At 48.9% G+C, this 16,689-nt stretch carries 16 protein-coding genes; 9 read left to right on the top strand and 7 right to left on the bottom strand.

The window, feature by feature from the left end; all coding sequences use genetic code 11:
* The first annotated feature begins 606 nt into the window (after window positions 1-606).
* Window positions 607-2,244 (top strand): hypothetical protein, encoded by a 1,638-nt coding sequence (locus tag PHH59_RS06285; RefSeq protein WP_300012875.1) that lies wholly within the window; start codon window positions 607-609, stop codon window positions 2,242-2,244.
* A gap of 87 nt (window positions 2,245-2,331) precedes the next feature.
* Window positions 2,332-3,315: a class I SAM-dependent methyltransferase gene (locus PHH59_RS06280; protein WP_300012872.1), complete on the top strand. Its 984-nt coding sequence runs from the start codon at window positions 2,332-2,334 to the stop codon at window positions 3,313-3,315.
* A 196-nt stretch (window positions 3,316-3,511) separates the two neighbouring features.
* On the opposite strand, the gene PHH59_RS06275 is transcribed toward PHH59_RS06280, so the two are convergent.
* From PHH59_RS06275 to PHH59_RS06255, 5 genes are all read right to left on the bottom strand, one after another.
* Window positions 3,512-4,087 (bottom strand): UbiX family flavin prenyltransferase, encoded by a 576-nt coding sequence (locus PHH59_RS06275; protein ID WP_300012868.1) that lies wholly within the window; start codon window positions 4,085-4,087, stop codon window positions 3,512-3,514.
* Window positions 4,084-5,043, bottom strand: a complete 960-nt coding sequence (gene pip, locus PHH59_RS06270) for a prolyl aminopeptidase (protein WP_300012865.1) — start codon at window positions 5,041-5,043, stop codon at window positions 4,084-4,086. The genes PHH59_RS06275 and pip overlap by 4 nt, the downstream gene beginning before the upstream one ends.
* Before the next feature lie 2 nt (window positions 5,044-5,045).
* Window positions 5,046-5,372: a type II toxin-antitoxin system RelE/ParE family toxin gene (locus PHH59_RS06265; RefSeq protein WP_300012862.1), complete on the bottom strand. Its 327-nt coding sequence runs from the start codon at window positions 5,370-5,372 to the stop codon at window positions 5,046-5,048.
* Entirely contained in the window at window positions 5,372-5,644 is a 273-nt protein-coding gene (locus PHH59_RS06260) for a type II toxin-antitoxin system Phd/YefM family antitoxin (RefSeq protein WP_300012858.1), read from the bottom strand. The genes PHH59_RS06265 and PHH59_RS06260 overlap by 1 nt, the downstream gene beginning before the upstream one ends.
* Window positions 5,645-5,759: 115 nt before the next feature.
* A complete protein-coding gene (locus PHH59_RS06255) occupies window positions 5,760-6,707 on the bottom strand; it encodes a porin family protein (RefSeq protein WP_300012855.1) in 948 nt (315 codons plus the stop codon).
* A 508-nt stretch (window positions 6,708-7,215) separates the two neighbouring features.
* Here PHH59_RS06255 and thiO point away from each other — a divergent pair.
* The 6 genes from thiO (at window position 7,216) to radC (ending at window position 13,669) form a co-directional block, all read left to right on the top strand.
* Window positions 7,216-8,316 (top strand): glycine oxidase ThiO, encoded by a 1,101-nt coding sequence (gene thiO / locus PHH59_RS06250; RefSeq protein WP_300012853.1) that lies wholly within the window; start codon window positions 7,216-7,218, stop codon window positions 8,314-8,316.
* Window positions 8,317-8,656: 340 nt separating this feature from the next.
* Window positions 8,657-9,679 carry a quinone-dependent dihydroorotate dehydrogenase gene (locus PHH59_RS06245; protein ID WP_300012850.1) on the top strand — a complete coding sequence of 341 codons (1,023 nt, stop codon included), beginning with the start codon at window positions 8,657-8,659 and terminating at the stop codon, window positions 9,677-9,679.
* A gap of 326 nt (window positions 9,680-10,005) precedes the next feature.
* Window positions 10,006-12,351, top strand: a complete 2,346-nt coding sequence (locus PHH59_RS06240; RefSeq protein WP_300012847.1) for a DNA translocase FtsK — start codon at window positions 10,006-10,008, stop codon at window positions 12,349-12,351.
* Window positions 12,352-12,371: 20 nt separating this feature from the next.
* Window positions 12,372-12,680, top strand: a complete 309-nt coding sequence (locus PHH59_RS06235; RefSeq protein ID WP_300012843.1) for a DUF4258 domain-containing protein — start codon at window positions 12,372-12,374, stop codon at window positions 12,678-12,680.
* A gap of 2 nt (window positions 12,681-12,682) precedes the next feature.
* Window positions 12,683-12,940, top strand: coding sequence for a type II toxin-antitoxin system MqsA family antitoxin (locus tag PHH59_RS06230; RefSeq protein ID WP_300012840.1), 258 nt, complete (start codon window positions 12,683-12,685; stop codon window positions 12,938-12,940).
* Between the two features lie 54 nt (window positions 12,941-12,994).
* Window positions 12,995-13,669, top strand: coding sequence for a DNA repair protein RadC (gene radC / locus PHH59_RS06225; protein ID WP_300012838.1), 675 nt, complete (start codon window positions 12,995-12,997; stop codon window positions 13,667-13,669).
* Between the two features lie 224 nt (window positions 13,670-13,893).
* Here the strand turns inward: radC and cysK are convergent, their stop codons facing one another.
* Entirely contained in the window at window positions 13,894-14,805 is a 912-nt protein-coding gene (cysK, locus tag PHH59_RS06220; protein WP_300012835.1) for a cysteine synthase A, read from the bottom strand.
* 407 nt (window positions 14,806-15,212) lie between these two features.
* Here cysK and PHH59_RS06215 point away from each other — a divergent pair, with 407 nt between their 5' ends.
* A complete protein-coding gene (locus PHH59_RS06215; protein WP_300012832.1) occupies window positions 15,213-15,494 on the top strand; it encodes a hypothetical protein in 282 nt (93 codons plus the stop codon).
* Between the two features lie 545 nt (window positions 15,495-16,039).
* On the opposite strand, the gene PHH59_RS06210 is transcribed toward PHH59_RS06215, so the two are convergent.
* Window positions 16,040-16,525, bottom strand: coding sequence for a TIGR04282 family arsenosugar biosynthesis glycosyltransferase (locus PHH59_RS06210; protein ID WP_300012829.1), 486 nt, complete (start codon window positions 16,523-16,525; stop codon window positions 16,040-16,042).
* Between the last annotated feature and the right edge of the window lie 164 nt (window positions 16,526-16,689).

The raw sequence follows: 16,689 nt of genomic DNA, 5'->3' as shown, positions 1-16,689 counted from the left end.
CATCTGGCCGGCATCCGACCAGGCCGGAATCCATCCCCAAAACGGTAAAAAGCACCGGATTAATGTAAACCATTAGGAAACTATGCAAACCGAATAAACCGCACCTAGCCCGACGGGGCGAACGTGGGCAACCTTTCGCCCATTGGCACTGATGCCTAAAACAACTCGGATGATATTGGCGAACCAGTTTTATGGATTAGTGGTTTTGACATATTTACCAAGCAAATCCCCCCCCTTGTTTAGGAATGTGCATAAAACAACTTCGTCAAGTTGATTTGTACTCTCGGTGGATGCCATGACTGCCAGTCCTTTGAGGACTGGCAGTCATTATGTTGCCGAAATTATTTTGTGCTTGTTCCTTAGCGACTTGCTTCCTGATTCATTCTTGCCGCCCTTGATCAACGACGATCTATTTAAGGGAATTGTTTAAGGTTGATTGGCCTAGCTTGCAATCTCTGCGCTTGAAAACCCAAATCTAACCCGATATGATGAAAATTGGGCAGGCTCATCACTAACGGATAATGTACCCGTTACCTCGACGGCATCCTATGCGCCACCACAGGATTAATATGACAATCCTTCATACTCAACCATTAAAGCGATGTTATGAGCGAACAATCCATAAGATATTACGCGTTATGCCGCAACCAGGCCCGCATCGACCAATGGAAAGCCCGTGCGGTTGAAATTCCTGGTGTTGAATTCCATTTTTGGACGGGGTTCGATTCAATGTACGCCTTCATACAGAAAGCGATTGAGGATTGCCCGTCCCCCTTCTTAGTTATTGCCCACGACGATGTCATTGTCGGCAGGGATTTCGCTTACCGCGTCCAGTCTTTACTCAATGAGCTTGAGGCAACTTTTCCTAACTGGGGCGTAGTAGGCAACGCTGGTGTCAATGTCGATGGCAGGGTTTGCGTATATGTCAAAGATCCTTGGTCTGTACCACAATTATCACAAGGGTCAGAACCCGTCGCCAGTATCGACGGCAATTTGATGTTGGTAAATCGACGCCTGTTTATGGAAGCAGGTTGCGAGTTTCCTGACCTGGGAGGTTTTCACGGCTATGACGTGGTTTTTTCTTTTGAATGCCTGCGTAAAGGCTTGATGGTGTTGGCGGACGGACGTTTGCGTGCCGTGCACCTGTCCGGTGGCAATCGGGGCGTTTATGGGCAATACATCAATGCAAGCTTGTTCCAACGCTATTTTCGGGAACGGTTTTCAGATCCTTTCATTCCGACAATGCTGGGGTTGCAAGCGGTTACGGGGCAACTAGACGTTGATGCTCCGTTGCGGCCTAGTTTGCGTAGCCTTCAAGATTTGGCTCTCTCACAAGCAAAACAGGGGCAAATCTGCCGATTGGCAATTATCGACTGTCGTCCAGACCCTACGCCTCCCTTAGCATTGGAAATTCCGCCTGAAATGGCAAACTTGCTTGATATTAGCAAAATTGGGATTAATGCAGACAGCGCACCAGCAAAAATGTCGGGCTTGCTATCAGTACCCGTTGGCAGCGGCATGGGTGGCATTGTCCAAGAGGCTTTCCGCTGTCTTCCTCACGACTATTTCTGGTTTGTCACCGAGACGGTCAATTGCAAGCCTAATGTCTTATCTTTTGTTGCCCGGACCGTTGCCGGCAAGCCCGATGCGTTGGTGATCGGCACATATTGCACCAACCCCAGCAACGCCCCCCTTCCTCGCCTGCAAGACAGCACTGCGCTTATGCTGGCAATTTTTCAAGCCGGACACTTCCCGCTATCAGCACTGATCATTCCTACACTAGCCTTGCGCGAAACCATCCGCCAAACTCCCTTGAACCGATATGACGTGGATGGTGCTTTGCTGGGGGCCATGGCTTTGGCGACTCCTGGCATCCGGTTTGTGCCAATGCCAGCGCGGATCAATATATTGGACATCGCCCCCCCTATCACCAAACCAAACCTTGAAGCTTACGGCAAAGATGAAGATTGGGAATACATCGAACGTTCGGCCCTTTTTAATAAGCTAGCAACACGCGGCAATCTTTCTCTCTGGGCCATGGCGAAGGATGCCGCCTTAGCCGAACCACCCTCTTCCGCGATGCGTTGGGCACAAGATATCCAATCAGTGTGGCAAGCTGGAAGGCAAGTGTTAAGCCAGCCAGGAAGCTATCTTAAACGTGGCGTTTCGCTGGCTTTCGGATATTTGATACATGGGGACATTAAAGGCTTGATCCGGGAAGCCCGCTTGTTTCGCCCGCGTTAATGGACAATACCCTCCAATAAGTTGGTTGATGAATATGCCAAACCGTAAGTTTACCAACAGCCATTTTTATAAACTCTGGAATCCATAATGCATTTACCTCCGATTAAATTGCGTACACAAGCAGTCCCAAGCTGCCCAATATGCGGCAGTCCCAACAGCTTCTTAGCCCCTCTCATCACCGATCTTTTATACCATGTTCCAGGCCAATGGCAGTTTAGGCATTGCGTCGAACCCCATTGCGGCTTGGCCTGGCTAGACCCTAGGCCTATTGATGCGGATATTGGCTTGGCTTACGCCTCTTACTACACTCATGGAGGGGCATCTAATAAGCAACCCAACATCCTCCGCCAAATGGTGCAATTGATCCAGACCAAAGCACTATGGCTGTCACGCTCCAGGAAAACTCGCCAACGCATGTACCTTGATAGCCTCCCACCAGGAAGGGTACTTGATATTGGCTGTGGAGGCGGGATAACCCTGCGTTTGCTTGCTAAAGCTGGCTGGACAGCGGTTGGGCAGGAAGTCGATCCAGTAGCCGCCGAAAATGCCCGTCATTTTAGTGGCTGCGACATCCACCTTGGCGCAATTGAAACACTAGGGTTGGCGGCAGAAAGTTTTGATGCCATCACCATGTTGCATGTCATCGAACATGCCTCGTCTCCCGTCGAGCTGCTGAGCATTTGCAAAGGACTTCTGAAACCGGGCGGGCAACTTGTGCTGGTCACTCCCAATATCAACAGTTTAGGCCGCCATCTCTATGGGATCGACTGGCGTGGACTGGAACCGCCCCGCCATCTTCAGCTTTTTTCCCAAGCCGCTTTAAAAACATGTGCCGAACAATCTGGTTTACAAGTCGCCCATGTGTTTACCACCAGTGCCTTTGCCGCTTATTTTTCACTGGCAAGCCAACAAATCAGGGCAAGCAGACTTCCTGGTGAAACCCATAACTATCAATGGATTAAATCAATGTCATTCAAAATTGCCTCCACAATGCTAAGGACATCCGCCGAGGGGTTGGGGGAAGAATTGGTATTGATTGCCATAAAAATGGCGGATGAATTGCCTTCCTAAATTTCTGGCCCGTGAATACAAATCCAAACATCTATGGACAAGCCATCATTCCAATCTCGCAAACATTAGTTGGATTACTATCTGATATTACGCACCGACTACGAACTATCAATAACTTACAGTTATTTTTTTGCTTTGTAAGTCATTGATTCTTCGTCTGCCTGCGTAACATCAGTTATAAATATCAAGAAAACACCTACAGCCCTTCCCAAGGCGTATATAAACCCGTCACATCGACGCCAAACATATCCAATACCCGCCCGACGGTTTCATCGACCATCGCCATCATCGAATCGGACTTGCTGTAAAACGCGGGCATGGGCGGGAACATGATGCCGCCCATTTCGGTGACACTGGCCATGTTGCGGATGTGGATCAGGTTTAGTGGCGTTTCGCGCGGCATCACCACCAGGCGGCGGCGTTCTTTCAGCACGACATCGGCGGCGCGGGCGATCAGGTTGTCGCCAAAACCGTGGGCGACGGCGGACAGCGTTTTCATTGAGCAAGGCGCGATAACCATACCTTCGGTCTTAAAACCGCCACTGGAAATGCTGGCGGCAATGTCGTTGATGCCGTGGGTGACATCGGCAAGTTCGTACAACCCGGCGCGTTTCATGTCCAACTCATGTTTGAGGTTGACGGCTCCGGCGGAAGAGATGATCAAATGGGTTTCCCATTGTTCTTGCTGCTGCAATACCTGCAACATCCTGACCCCGTAAATCGCGCCAGTCGCGCCGGTCATGCCGATAATCAAGCGTTTTTTAGCCGTCATAACGGCACACCAAAGCCACCCTTTTCAGCAAAATCATCGGTGGCCGTCACCAAAGCATCAATCATTTCTTCATGTTGGGCAATATGTCCGGCATTGGGCAGGATGACATAATCGGCTTGTGGCAGGGCTTGATGCAGTTTCATTCCGGCTTCCATCGGACAAAGGAAATCTTGGCGACCGTGGATGATACGGGCGGGTAAGTGTTGCAGTAAGCCGCAATTGTCAAGTAGCTGGTTTTCGCCGATAAAATAATGATGGATGGCAAAATTCAATTCCATGCGGATTTGCTTGAAGCTGTGTTCGGTAATTTCCATGTCCTTAGCTTGATAGCTATGCCCCAAAGCGGTCAACGCCCCCCATGCCAGCCATTCTTTGGCGACCCGTATTTGTACTTCCACATCATCCCCCCAAAACACCGAACACAGATTATCTAACAAATTATCCGTGTCTGAATCAGGCAAGCTGTTGATGAGCTTTTGCCATTGTTCGGGGAACAAACGGTTCGCACCGTCTTTTGCATACCAGTCCAAATCCTGTTGCCGCGCCAAAAACACCGCACGGATAATCAAGCCACGCACATGCGCAGTGTGCTGCTGGGCATACAACAAGGCCAACGCCCCGCCCCAGGAACCGCCAAACACCAGCCATTTTTCGACATTCAATTGCTGGCGTATGCGCTCCATGTCGTCAATCAAATCCTGCGTAGTGTTGCCGACCAATTCGCCAAACGGCAACGACTGCCCGCAAGCACGTTGGTCGAACAGGATGATGTGGTATTTTTCGGGGTTAAAAAACCGCCGATGATCGGGCTTGGTGCCGGAACACGGGCCGCCATGCAAAAAAATAACCGGGATGCCGTCCGGGTTGCCGCTTTGTTCGACATACACCTGGTGCACTGAATTAGTTTCCAGAAAAAAAGTTTGGAAAGGTTGGAGTTCTGGATAGAGGGTTTTCATGCTTAAGCTCGAATTAAACGATCCAATAAAATATCTTCGATATTGCGGCGTGAATCTATCACCGCCAATACATAAACGGCATCATCGGCGACGCGGTAAATAATACGCCAAGGAGATATGATCAATTCCCGGTATTGCGCCAAACCTTGAGCTAATAGTTCTGGAATAATACGCCCACGTTCAGGGAAAATCTCCAAATCGGCTGCTTTGTTTTTGATAGTGGCAAAGACTTGCGTTGCGGTTTGTGGTCGGGTATTGCGTATATGACGGATAATGGCAAGCAAATCGGCTTCGGCGGCTTTGCTCCAGTAAACGGGGACTTGCTGCATTACTGCGCCAACAATGCTTCTACGGCTTCAAAGACTTGATTTTGTTCTGTGACATTGCCACTTTGCACTTCAGACTCGGCATGTGCCAGCAACTTTAGCAAACCTAACGCGGTGCGGGTGTTTTCGTAAGTTTCGGCATCTTGCAATACCGCCCGTGGCTCACCGTTTTGGGTAATGATGACGGGGCGGTGAGTTTCGTTGACTTGCTTCAATAAATCGGCGGAATGTAATTTTAAATAACTGACGGGCTTGATGTCGGTGGAAATTTTCATCGTTATGGACTTTGGGCTAAATTTGGTGCCAAGTATAGCACCTATGAAAAAGACAGGCACAAAAAAAGGAGGGGTTTTACGCCCTCCTTTTTGGGATTGGTTTTAAGTGTTTAGCTTAGAAACCGATACCTAAGTAACCACCAGCGGTAAAGCCATTAGTGTTTACGCCATCTGCATCACCACCAGTCAAATGGTAACGTGCGTCTACACCAACGAAAATGTCTTTCCATAGTCTGTAGTCAAGACCACCTGCAAACATAACACCTGGATTCAATACAGTGATTGATTCTGATGGTGGGCTGATGACATGGATGCCTAAACCGGCTGGAATCAGCCAAGGTCTAATGTTGCTGCCTTTCATAAATTTGATTTTAGGCGCAGCAGTCAGTGTAAATTGGTTGACAGTAACCTCTCTTGGTGCTCCGCCCGCTCCTCCAACAAGTGCTGCCAAACAAGTAGGATCTTGTGCCAAACAGTTGCCTTTGGCACTTCCAAAGTTTTTATATTCAAACATCAATTCAGCCAGCACCTCAGTGTTGCCCATCAATCCCCAAACGTTGTCAGTCAAACCGAAATCAAAGCCGGCACCGATATACCAAGCGTCTTGATCAGATTGGTCTTGAGTGCTACCTGCTATTCCTGGTACCGCTGTACTTTGAATGGAAACACCATTCCTCAATTCATCATTTCTGGCAAAACCGCCACGGAAGAAAATATCATTATCGTGTTTTGGAGAAACTGGAGCAGCTTTAACAGAATTCATCCATTGTTCCAGTTCTTGAACCTTTGCACTATCAGGATCAACAGAGCGGTTGGATTGTGACCGTAAGGCTTGCAATTCATATTGCATGGCTTGCAGTTGTTGTTCCAATGCTTCAACACGGTTATTGGCAGCAGAAGCCAAACGCTCAGCAGAACTTGTGCTGCTGTAGCTTTTTGTAGAAGTATGGTGGCTGTGTTTTTTAGTTTTTGAATGTGCTTCTGCTTGCGGAGCGACTAACAGACCAGCCATTGTTAAAGTAGCTGTGGTGATAGCCAGGACTAATTTAGTTTTGTTCATCATCGAATTTACCTCGCAAGGTTGTTTTAGTTATTTTTTGTTTTAATACAACAAAATGTCTGTCACAGGGCACATATTAGCAGTAAAACTATTTCCCCACAAGCTTTAATGTAACTTTTAGTCAACAATATATTCATTATTTATCAATAATTAACATGAATAATCAGACCAAAGCGATATTTTGTCTGCGGAATACAACAAAAACTCAATCGAAGATTGGCAGGCAATCAATACTTTTTCGGACAATACCCGTTTGGCTTATAATCGTCCCTAACTAAAAGCGGACACAGCAACTCCAATAGATTCATCTGCCGGATAAATATTGCAACCCCATCAGTTCTTGCGCTACGTCCTAACCATACTAAAGCAAGAACTTATGGGATTGTAATAACCATTCAATCCGTTATGTGTGTTTTATAAGTGCTTGCCTAAAAAGTTTAAGGCAGGAAATTCTATACCCAATGCAAACACTTATGAAACAATTAATATATGCGCCACCCAATATCAATCCATGACCACAATCCCAGACATCACGCTAATCGGCGGCGGCATTATCGGCCTATTGACCGCTCGAGAATTCCATAACGCCGGAGCAAACGTCACCTTAATCGAAAAAAACCAGATCGGCCAGGAATCCTCTTGGGCGGGCGGCGGTATTTTGCTGCCTATTTATCCGTGGCGGCAGGCCGAAGCGATTAGTGCATTAGTTTTGCATAGCCTAAAAATCTATCCCGAATTGATGGCGGCACTCCTCGCGGACACCGGGCTTGATCCAGAATGGACACCCTGCGGCATGTTGATCACTAAAAATCCAGATTATCAGGCAGCAATTGATTGGTGTACCGCACATCACATCACCTCAAGCTTGCCAGATAAGCCTTTTTTTAACTTTCTCAACACCACAGCCGAACATCCCCTCTGGCTGCCGGATATAGCGCAAGTGCGAAATCCTCGCCTGTTGAAATCACTGCAACAAGATATGCTTAACAAAGGCATCACCATTTATGAACAGTGTGAACTGACGGCGATACATTGCCGCGACCAGCGCATCGATTCTATTGGGACGACACGCGGGCAGTTGCCGGTCAACCAATTGGTCATCACCAGTGGTGCGTGGAGCGGCGAGTTATGCCAGCGGCTGTTTACCGGACTCACAAAAAATCTGCCCGACATCCACCCTGTCAAAGGCCAAATGCTGTTATTCGACACCCAGCCTGACACCTTGCCATTTATGGTGCTGGACGGCGACCATTACCTGATTCCACGCCGCGATGGCAAAATTCTCGTGGGCAGCACAGTAGAGCATGATGACTTTAACAAAACCACCACAACCGCCGCCAAAAACAAGCTCTCGAAATTCGCCTTACATTTATTTCCTGAACTTCATAACCATCCCCTCATTAAACACTGGGCAGGTTTACGGCCCGGAACGACTCAAGGCATACCTTATATTGCCCGACATCCAGACATCAACAACCTAAGCATCAATGCCGGACATTTCCGCAACGGCTTGGTCATGGGGCCGGCATCAGCGCAATTACTGGTGGATTTGGTGTTGAAGCGGACACCGTGCGTTGCGCCTGAGCCTTACCAATTGGCGGCGGCACATTGAGACGGGTTGGATGGTGATTTTTCCGTAGGGGCGAAAGGCGGCTTGCCTGATAGCTTCCGATTTAGGTACAGCCCATAACAAAGGGCGGACAACCGTCCGCCCCTACATCCAAGCCTTGAATAGACCTGTGTATATACTTCAAACGGTCACGTTTTCGGTTTTTAGCGGGAAGGAGCGCGGGCATCCTGCCCGCCAGTTGCGGTCAAGATGACCGCGCTCCAAAAACCGAAAACTTGGCCGTTCAGAGTATAACGATGAGTGCTAGGCGCGGAATGACTTATTCCTGCCTATATTTTCTAGCATACTAAAATCAACGCCCCACACATCTAAGAAAACCATCATGAACCTATACCCCTTACTCCGCCCGCTATTATTCTCGCTAGATCCCGAAACCGCCCATGAAGCCACCTTAAAACTGCTCAAAACCGCCCACCAAACTGGCTTAAGCCGCTTAACCCATCCAACCCTGCCAGACAAGCCCGTCACCGTCATGGGCTTGACCTTTAAAAACCCCGTCGGACTTGCCGCCGGGTTGGACAAAAACGGCGATTACATAGCCGCGCTCGCCGCAATGGGTTTCGGCTTCATCGAAATCGGCACCGTCACCCCAAGACCACAGCCTGGCAACCCTAAACCGCGCCTGTTCCGCCTACCCGAACACAAGGCCATCATCAACCGCATGGGTTTTAACAACTTAGGTATAGACCATCTGCTGGAACAAGTTAAAAACTCACCATACCAAGGTGTCTTAGGCATCAACATCGGCAAAAACTTTGACACGCCCATCGCCAACGCCGCCGACGATTACCTGATCGGCCTACGCAAAGCCTATCCGCTCGCCAGCTACATCACCATCAACATTTCCTCGCCCAACACCCAAAACCTGCGCCAATTGCAACAAGGCGACGAGATTAAAAATCTCATCGCGCAATTGAAAGCAGAACAACTCAAACTCCAAAAAGCACATAGCCGCTATGTGCCGCTGGTCGTCAAAATCGCCCCCGATTTAACTGACGAAGAAATAAGCCATATCGGCAGATTATTACTCGAATACGCCATCGACGGCGTCATCGCCACCAACACCACCATCGCACGGGATGCCATCGCCAACCACCCGCTCGCCAAGGAAACCGGGGGCTTAAGCGGTGCGCCTGTCAAAGAGAAATCGACTTACGTCGTGCGCGGCTTGGCGGCGGAATTGGGCGGCAAAGTCCCCATCATCGCCGCTGGCGGGATATTAAATGCCGAAGATGCCCAGGAAAAAATCGCCGCTGGCGCGAGTTTGGTACAGGTTTATAGCGGCTTGATTTACTGCGGGCCGGAATTGGTGGCGGATGTTGTGAAGGGGCTTGATATACCCTGAGCGGTCAGGTTTTCGGTTTTTAGTGGGAGGGCGTATCTCTCTGGGATATAAAGGCATCCTGCCCGCCAGTTGCGGTCAAGATGACCGCGCTCCAAAAACCGAATCCGTTAAAACTCTATCCGGCAAGGCTGCTAATCCTATCGCTGTTGTGCAACCTGTACATTCCCAATCAAACAATCCGTTCATAAATCAAGTTGTTTTGTATTTATGTCGAAAATGATACGTCCTTTGTTCCAAGCCGCGTAACACCAGTTTATTAATGCAAAAAAAACCACGATTCATCTATAATCACAACTTAGCTGGTTTCGCCTCATAAAATCATACTTATGTCTGCTGTAATGGAAGAAAAAACGTTTCGTGGCTTACGCGAAGTGGCGGTCTTGAGTTTTTTTGCCTGCGCTTTGTTTTTTTTAATTTCCCTGGTGACTTTTAGCCTTGAAGATGCGGGCTGGACGCACAGCGGAACCAAATCCACCGTCAGCAACGCCTGTGGCGTGATCGGTGCCTGGCTGGCGGATATTAGCCTGAGTTTTTTCGGCCTGACCGCCTATTTTTTTCCCGTGCTGATTGGCTGGCACAGCTATACCTTCTTTAAACCCCAAAAAATCACCCGCGAAAAAGCCGTCATCAAGACCTTAGGATTGGTTGCCAGCCTCACGTCAGGCACCGCCTTGCTGCATCTTTACGTGCTACGCGTCCATGTTGATTTGCCGCGTGATACCGGCGGCATACTCGGCGAAGAAATCGGCGAGCTTGCCGACAGGTTGCTGGGCAATTCGGGCGCGACCTTGTTTTTGATCGTCCTGTTGCTGGCGGGCATTACCCTTGCCACTGAAGTGTCTTGGCTGGCCTTGGTTGATTGGGTCGGCAAGCAAACTTTTTTGCTGGTGAAAACCGCTTTTAATGGTTTCACAAAACTAAACTTTACACCTGCCAAATTGCCAGTTAGTTTGCCAACGCAGGCGATTTTCCTGCCGCTAGCGGACAAACCTGCAAAGCCCGCCAAACCAGTCAAGTCCCAAACAGAAAAACCAACGGAACTTGCCGTTATTGAAGCTGCCGACAGCTTGGAAAATTTTGTTGGCAAAGCCGTGCAAAAACCGGAGAAAATCAGCAGATTCGCGCAAAAACCGTCTGTTCCGATTTATTCGATGGGCGACGGCATCTTACCGCCGCTGGATTTGTTGGATCAGCGGGAATCGCAGGTCGTCAGTTACTCGCAAAGCGACCTGGAAGCCATGTCGCGGCGTGTGGAAGAAATCCTCGCCGATTTTAACGTCACCGTCGCCGTGGTCGGCTTCCATCCTGGCCCCGTCATCACCCGTTTTGAGCTGCAACCCGCCGCCGGTGTCAAAGTCAGCCGCATCAGCACCTTATCCAAAGACTTGGCGCGGGCTTTGCTGGTCACCAGCGTCCGTATCGTCGAAATTATCCCTGGCAAATCCGTGGTGGGTTTGGAGATTCCCAACCGTCAACGGGAAATGGTCAATTTGCGTGATTTATTGATGGCGGACAATTTTGTCCATGCCAAATCCTTGCTGACTTTGGCAATGGGCAAGGATATTGCCGGTACGCCGCTGGTCGCCGATTTGGGCAAAATGCCGCACGCGCTGGTGGCGGGCACCACCGGTTCGGGCAAATCGGTGGCCATCAACACGATGATTCTGAGCCTGTTGTACAAAGCCACACCGGAACAGGTGCGCCTGATCATGATCGACCCGAAAATGCTGGAGCTGTCGGTTTACGCCGATATTCCGCATTTGCTGACCCCGGTCGTCACCGACATGAAGGAAGCCAGCAATGCCCTGCGTTGGGCGGTTGGCGAAATGGAGCGGCGTTACAAATTGATGTCGAAAGTCGGGGTGAGGAATCTGGCGGGTTTCAACCAACTGATTGAAGATGCGGCGGAGCGCGGCGAGTTGGTTAAAGACCCGATGTTCCAACCAGGGCAATCCTTTGCCGATGATTTTGACGAGCAATACCCGGTCTTGACCGCCTTGCCCAGCATCGTCATCATTATCGACGAGTTGGCGGACATGATGATGATCGTCGGCAAAAAAGTCGAAGAACTCATCGCCCGCCTGGCCCAAAAAGCCCGCGCCGCCGGCATCCATTTGATCCTCGCCACGCAACGCCCGTCCGTCGATGTCTTGACCGGCTTGATCAAAGCCAACGTGCCCACCCGTATTTCATTCCAGGTTTCTTCGCGCATAGATTCGCGCACCATCCTCGACCAAGGCGGTGCCGAAACCCTGCTGGGCAACGGCGACATGCTGTTTTTGCCGTCCGGCACCAGCATACCGATCCGGGCGCACGGTGCTTTTGTCGATGACCATGAAGTGCACCGCGTCGTGGAATTCTTAAAACAAACCGCCCCTGCCAATTATCTGGACGACATCACCAAAGAAATCAGCGACAGCAACGAAGGCTTTAGCGGCGGTTTCAGCAGCAATGGCGACAGCAGCGGCGAAAACGACGCTTTGTATGACGAAGCCGTGCAGTTTGTCACGGAAACACGCAAGGCATCCATCTCCAGTGTGCAACGGCGTTTTAAAGTGGGTTATAACCGTGCCGCCACCTTGATAGAAAATATGGAAGCGGCGGGCGTTGTCAGTCCTGCCGAAACCAACGGTTCCAGGGTGGTGCTGGCTCCGGTGCCAATCAGGGACTGACAATCCGGTAATTCAAATCCATGATGGCGATTGAATGGATAAAGGAAATGGTCAGCAGCGGTATCTTTCGTTATTCACGACATGCTGACCAAGAACGGCAAAATGATGATTTCAGTTTGCTGGAAATAACCCAAACCTTGCTTAACGGGCGCATCATTGAACAATATCCTGATTCAGGGCGAGGTGAAGGGTGTCTGGTCGTAGGCTTTACCGACAATAACGTTCCGATCCATATCGTATGCGGTAGTATGGGTGGGATATTGCTCATAATCACCGTTTACATCCCCACTCCACCCAAATTTACAACCCCATTCGGACGTGGTAATTGATGATGGGCGATAATTGTGTATTTTGTGGGAATCAACAGCTTGATAGCAAAACCACCCGCTATATTTATCAGAAGCATCAGCAGTTATTAATCGTTGAAAAGGTCCCGTGTCTTGAATGTGCATTTTGTGGCGAACAATATTTTGATGTGGTGGTTGTGCAAAAGATAGAAGACGATTACAACGCCATTGCCAGTTGCCAAAAACAGCCCGCACGTTTTGTGCAAGTCGGCATTGAAGATTTTTCCACGTTAGCCCCATAGCAAATCACCCAAATTCCTCTATGCTTAGGTTTTTATTCGGCACAGGTAAAAATCATGGCGATCAAAGACTGGGAAGAAGCCGACCGCCCGCGCGAAAAGCTATTGCAGCGTGGGGCGGGTGCGTTGACCGATGCGGAATTGCTGGCGATTTTTTTGCGTACCGGCACACCGGGCAAATCGGCGGTTGATTTGGCTAGGGAATTATTGGCGGATTTCGGTTCCTTAAAAGCCTTGCTGGACGCCGACCAAAGCCGTTTTTGCCAAGCCCACGGTTTAGGATCAGCCAAATACGCGCAATTGCAAGCCGTGTTGGAAATGGCGAAACGGCATTTCAAGGAAATCCTGCAACGCGGCAACGCCCTGACCAGCCCGGACATCACCCGTGCGTATTTAAGTGCACAGTTGCGCGGATATGATTTCGAGGTGTTCGCCTGCCTGTTCCTCGACAACCAAAACCGTGTCATCCAACTGGAAGAGCTGTTCCGTGGCACAATAGACGGGGCCAGCGTTTATCCTAGGGAAGTCGCCAAACGCGCCTTGCACCACAACGCCGCCGCCATCATTTTCGCACACAACCATCCCTCCGGCATCGCCGAACCCAGCCAAGCCGACCGGCACATCACCGACAAGCTCAAACAAGCCCTGGCCTTGTTTGATATACGGGTGCTTGACCATTTCATCATCGGCGACGGCCTGCCTTATTCGTTCGCCGAACATGGCTTGTTATAATAAGCTACTGAATAATATATTTATTATATTTTAACATCCATTTTGGGTACGCTATAGGGTACACGTTGACTGCGCGTCCTTGAAGGATGGGCAGTCGTAGTATCCGAAAAATTACATTGACTAACCTGTTCCATGCCCATTCCCAAGCACTAGGCTTGCGGAACCCGGAATATTAAAGCCACATCCCTCCTGATTCCGCAAGAACCCAGCCATTGTTGTGCGGCTTAAAACAAACCTTCGATAGATAAATATCTTTCACCAGTATCGTAGTTATAAGTCAGCACTTTCGCGCCTTCCTGAAGCTCCGCCAGTTTTTTTGCCACGGCGGCAAGGGCCGCGCCTGTTGATATACCGACTAAAATACCTTCTTCTTTAGCAATCCTTTGGGCATAGGCAAAGGCATCGTCTTTGCTTACTTGTATTACGCCATCCAATATTTCTTTATTCAAGATGGAAGGGATAAATCCCGCGCCTATGCCTTGCAATGGATGTGGGCCTGGGGCGCCGCCACTTAATACTGGCGACAAATCCGGTTCCACGGCAAATACTTTCAAGTTATGGAAATGCTGCTTTAACACTTCGGCAACGCCGGTGATATGACCGCCTGTGCCGACACCGGTGATTAAATAATCCAAACCATCGGGAAAATCATTCAATATCTCCACTGCCGAGGTTTGCCTATGGACTTGGGTGTTTGCCGGGTTATCAAATTGTTGCGGCATCCAGGCATTGGGGGTTTGTGCAACCAGTTCGGCGGCTTTTTCAATCGCGCCTTTCATGCCTTTTTCACGCGGGGTCAAGACAAATTCGGCACCATACAATGACATTAAACGCCTGCGTTCAATGCTCATGCTTTCAGGCATGACCAAAATAATTTTGTAGCCTTTTACGGCGGCAACCAATGCCAAGCCTATTCCGGTATTGCCGGAGGTTGGCTCAATGATGACACTGTCTTTGTCCAGTAGGCCTTTTTGTTCCGCGTCTTCTATCATCGACAAGGCAATACGGTCTTTGATGCTGGAACCGGGATTGGTCTTTTCCAGTTTGATCCAGACTTCATGTTTGTTATCAAACAATTTATTGATACGCACATGCGGGGTATTGCCGATGGTTTCCAAGATGTTATTTGCTTTCATTTTTTACTTACCTTAAAGAAGAATTATGGGGCATCATGAATTCATGTAATTACTCCCATCTGAGTGAAAAATCGTATGCTTTTGTATGACTGCAACCCTTGACTTACAAGGTGTCCAGTTATTTCAAAGTTGTACGTTTTCAAAGTAAGATGGGAGTAGGACTGATAGTGTAAAACAAAAACATTCCCTACCTACAATAGTTAATTCAAAAAAACTAAGACGGGTTTCAACAGTTTTTCCGATTTGGTAGTAGCCGCTACACTACAATCCATTTGACAAGTATCCACCCTTCGTGCAAATCACTGCTTCCATGTCCATCAGATATTTTTTAAAAGGTTACTTTTATTTGTTGCATATCGACCCATGCTTGATATACTAGGGTTACTTTTTAATAATTGTGAATGGATATGACTAAGAAAAAAGACAAACGTGGACGCAAGGCTTTGCCGCCGGAGCAGAAGAAACCTCCGCAACCGACGATAAAGATTAACCCCGTGCTGCACCCTTTCGTTAAACTATTGAAAAAGCACTATAAAACAGGTCATGTTGATGCTGAAAAATTGACGGCATTAACAACACTCTTGCTTGATGGTGTGACTGAAACAGTTATTGAAGAGCAGGCGGCACTAACACCGGATGAGTTGACTGAAATGCACAGGGAATCAAAGCCTGAGGAAAAGGATGGCTAGTGGATTTTAGCCTCACCCGGTCGGATGGCTCCCAGGATCTGATGACGTCGGGAGGTACTCGATAATGAAACAACTAAAAAAACCGTTTGATGAGTTAAGGTTTTATTGGATATTTGGACTGGTGGTGGTGACTATCATGTTTTTCACCATCTTTTTTGGCAATTTCAAATTCTAATAGCCTTCTCCCAAACTTGCAGAGCCGCTTCACCTGCGACTCTGCACCTAATAGTAATTGTGCAATATGTTCTCGCACAGTCGTATCGAGTGTACTATGCAAGAACATATTGGACACACATACGCCTATTCAATAAGTTATTAATCGTTTCATAAGTGCTTGCCGAAATGATTTGAGTGAAAATTTGCACATCTTTTGTGCAAGCACTTATGAAACGATTAATTTATCTACCCTAGCGTTTTTTGGTGCCGATACCTTGCCTGATCGTCTGGCGTGTCCACGTCCCATTGCAGAGGCAATTCATAATGTCCAAGTTGCAAATTTGCGATCACCCCACGGGTTTGTGGCAACACTTGCGATGTGCTCCAGTTTATGTTTTGGAACAAGCCAGAATGCGCTTGCTTGAGGCCGAGTAGACTATACCCCCGTCTTCGGTAGGAGCCAACACGCTGCCATAGCCACCACTCAGGGCGGTCAACGCCTGTTCCAAATCTTCGCCAGTCAATGACGGGCAACCACAACCGATAATCAGGGCGTGGGCATAATCTTGCAATGCCTCACCAAAAGCCTGGTACATCCTCTCCCCTAAATCCCCTCCCTGTTGCTGTTTAAGCGTGACTTTATAATTGGTCGCCGCCGCGTGAAAAAACGGATGCCCTGTTGATGGCGTACACCACAATTGCACTGGACAAAATGGATGTTTGGTGACTAGCTCTAAAGTGTGGATGCTGAGTTCACAATGCACATCGGCGGCTTGCCGGGCGGTTGACGTTGCCATTAGGCGGGTTTTTACCTGGCCTGGGACAGGGGCTTTGCAAAACAACATTAAAACGGCATCGGGATAAAGGTAATTCATGTTTTGTGGGATTTATTTTCGTGTTGTGTTGTGTTGTGTTGGGTTGGAGCCACGCAGTATCGTAGCAACGTTGCCATGCAAGACCTGGAAGCATCGCCGTTGACAACACGCTACAATGTGCAGCAGTTTACCGCATCGTCCATTCCCCCACTCAAGAACACCAT

Origin of the sequence: Methylovulum sp., assembly GCF_028687615.1 — a bacterium.
Lineage (GTDB): Bacteria > Pseudomonadota > Gammaproteobacteria > Methylococcales > Methylomonadaceae > Methylovulum.
The sequence above is the reverse complement of the archived record's forward strand: the minus strand, read 5'-3'. Positions and strand labels throughout refer to the sequence as shown.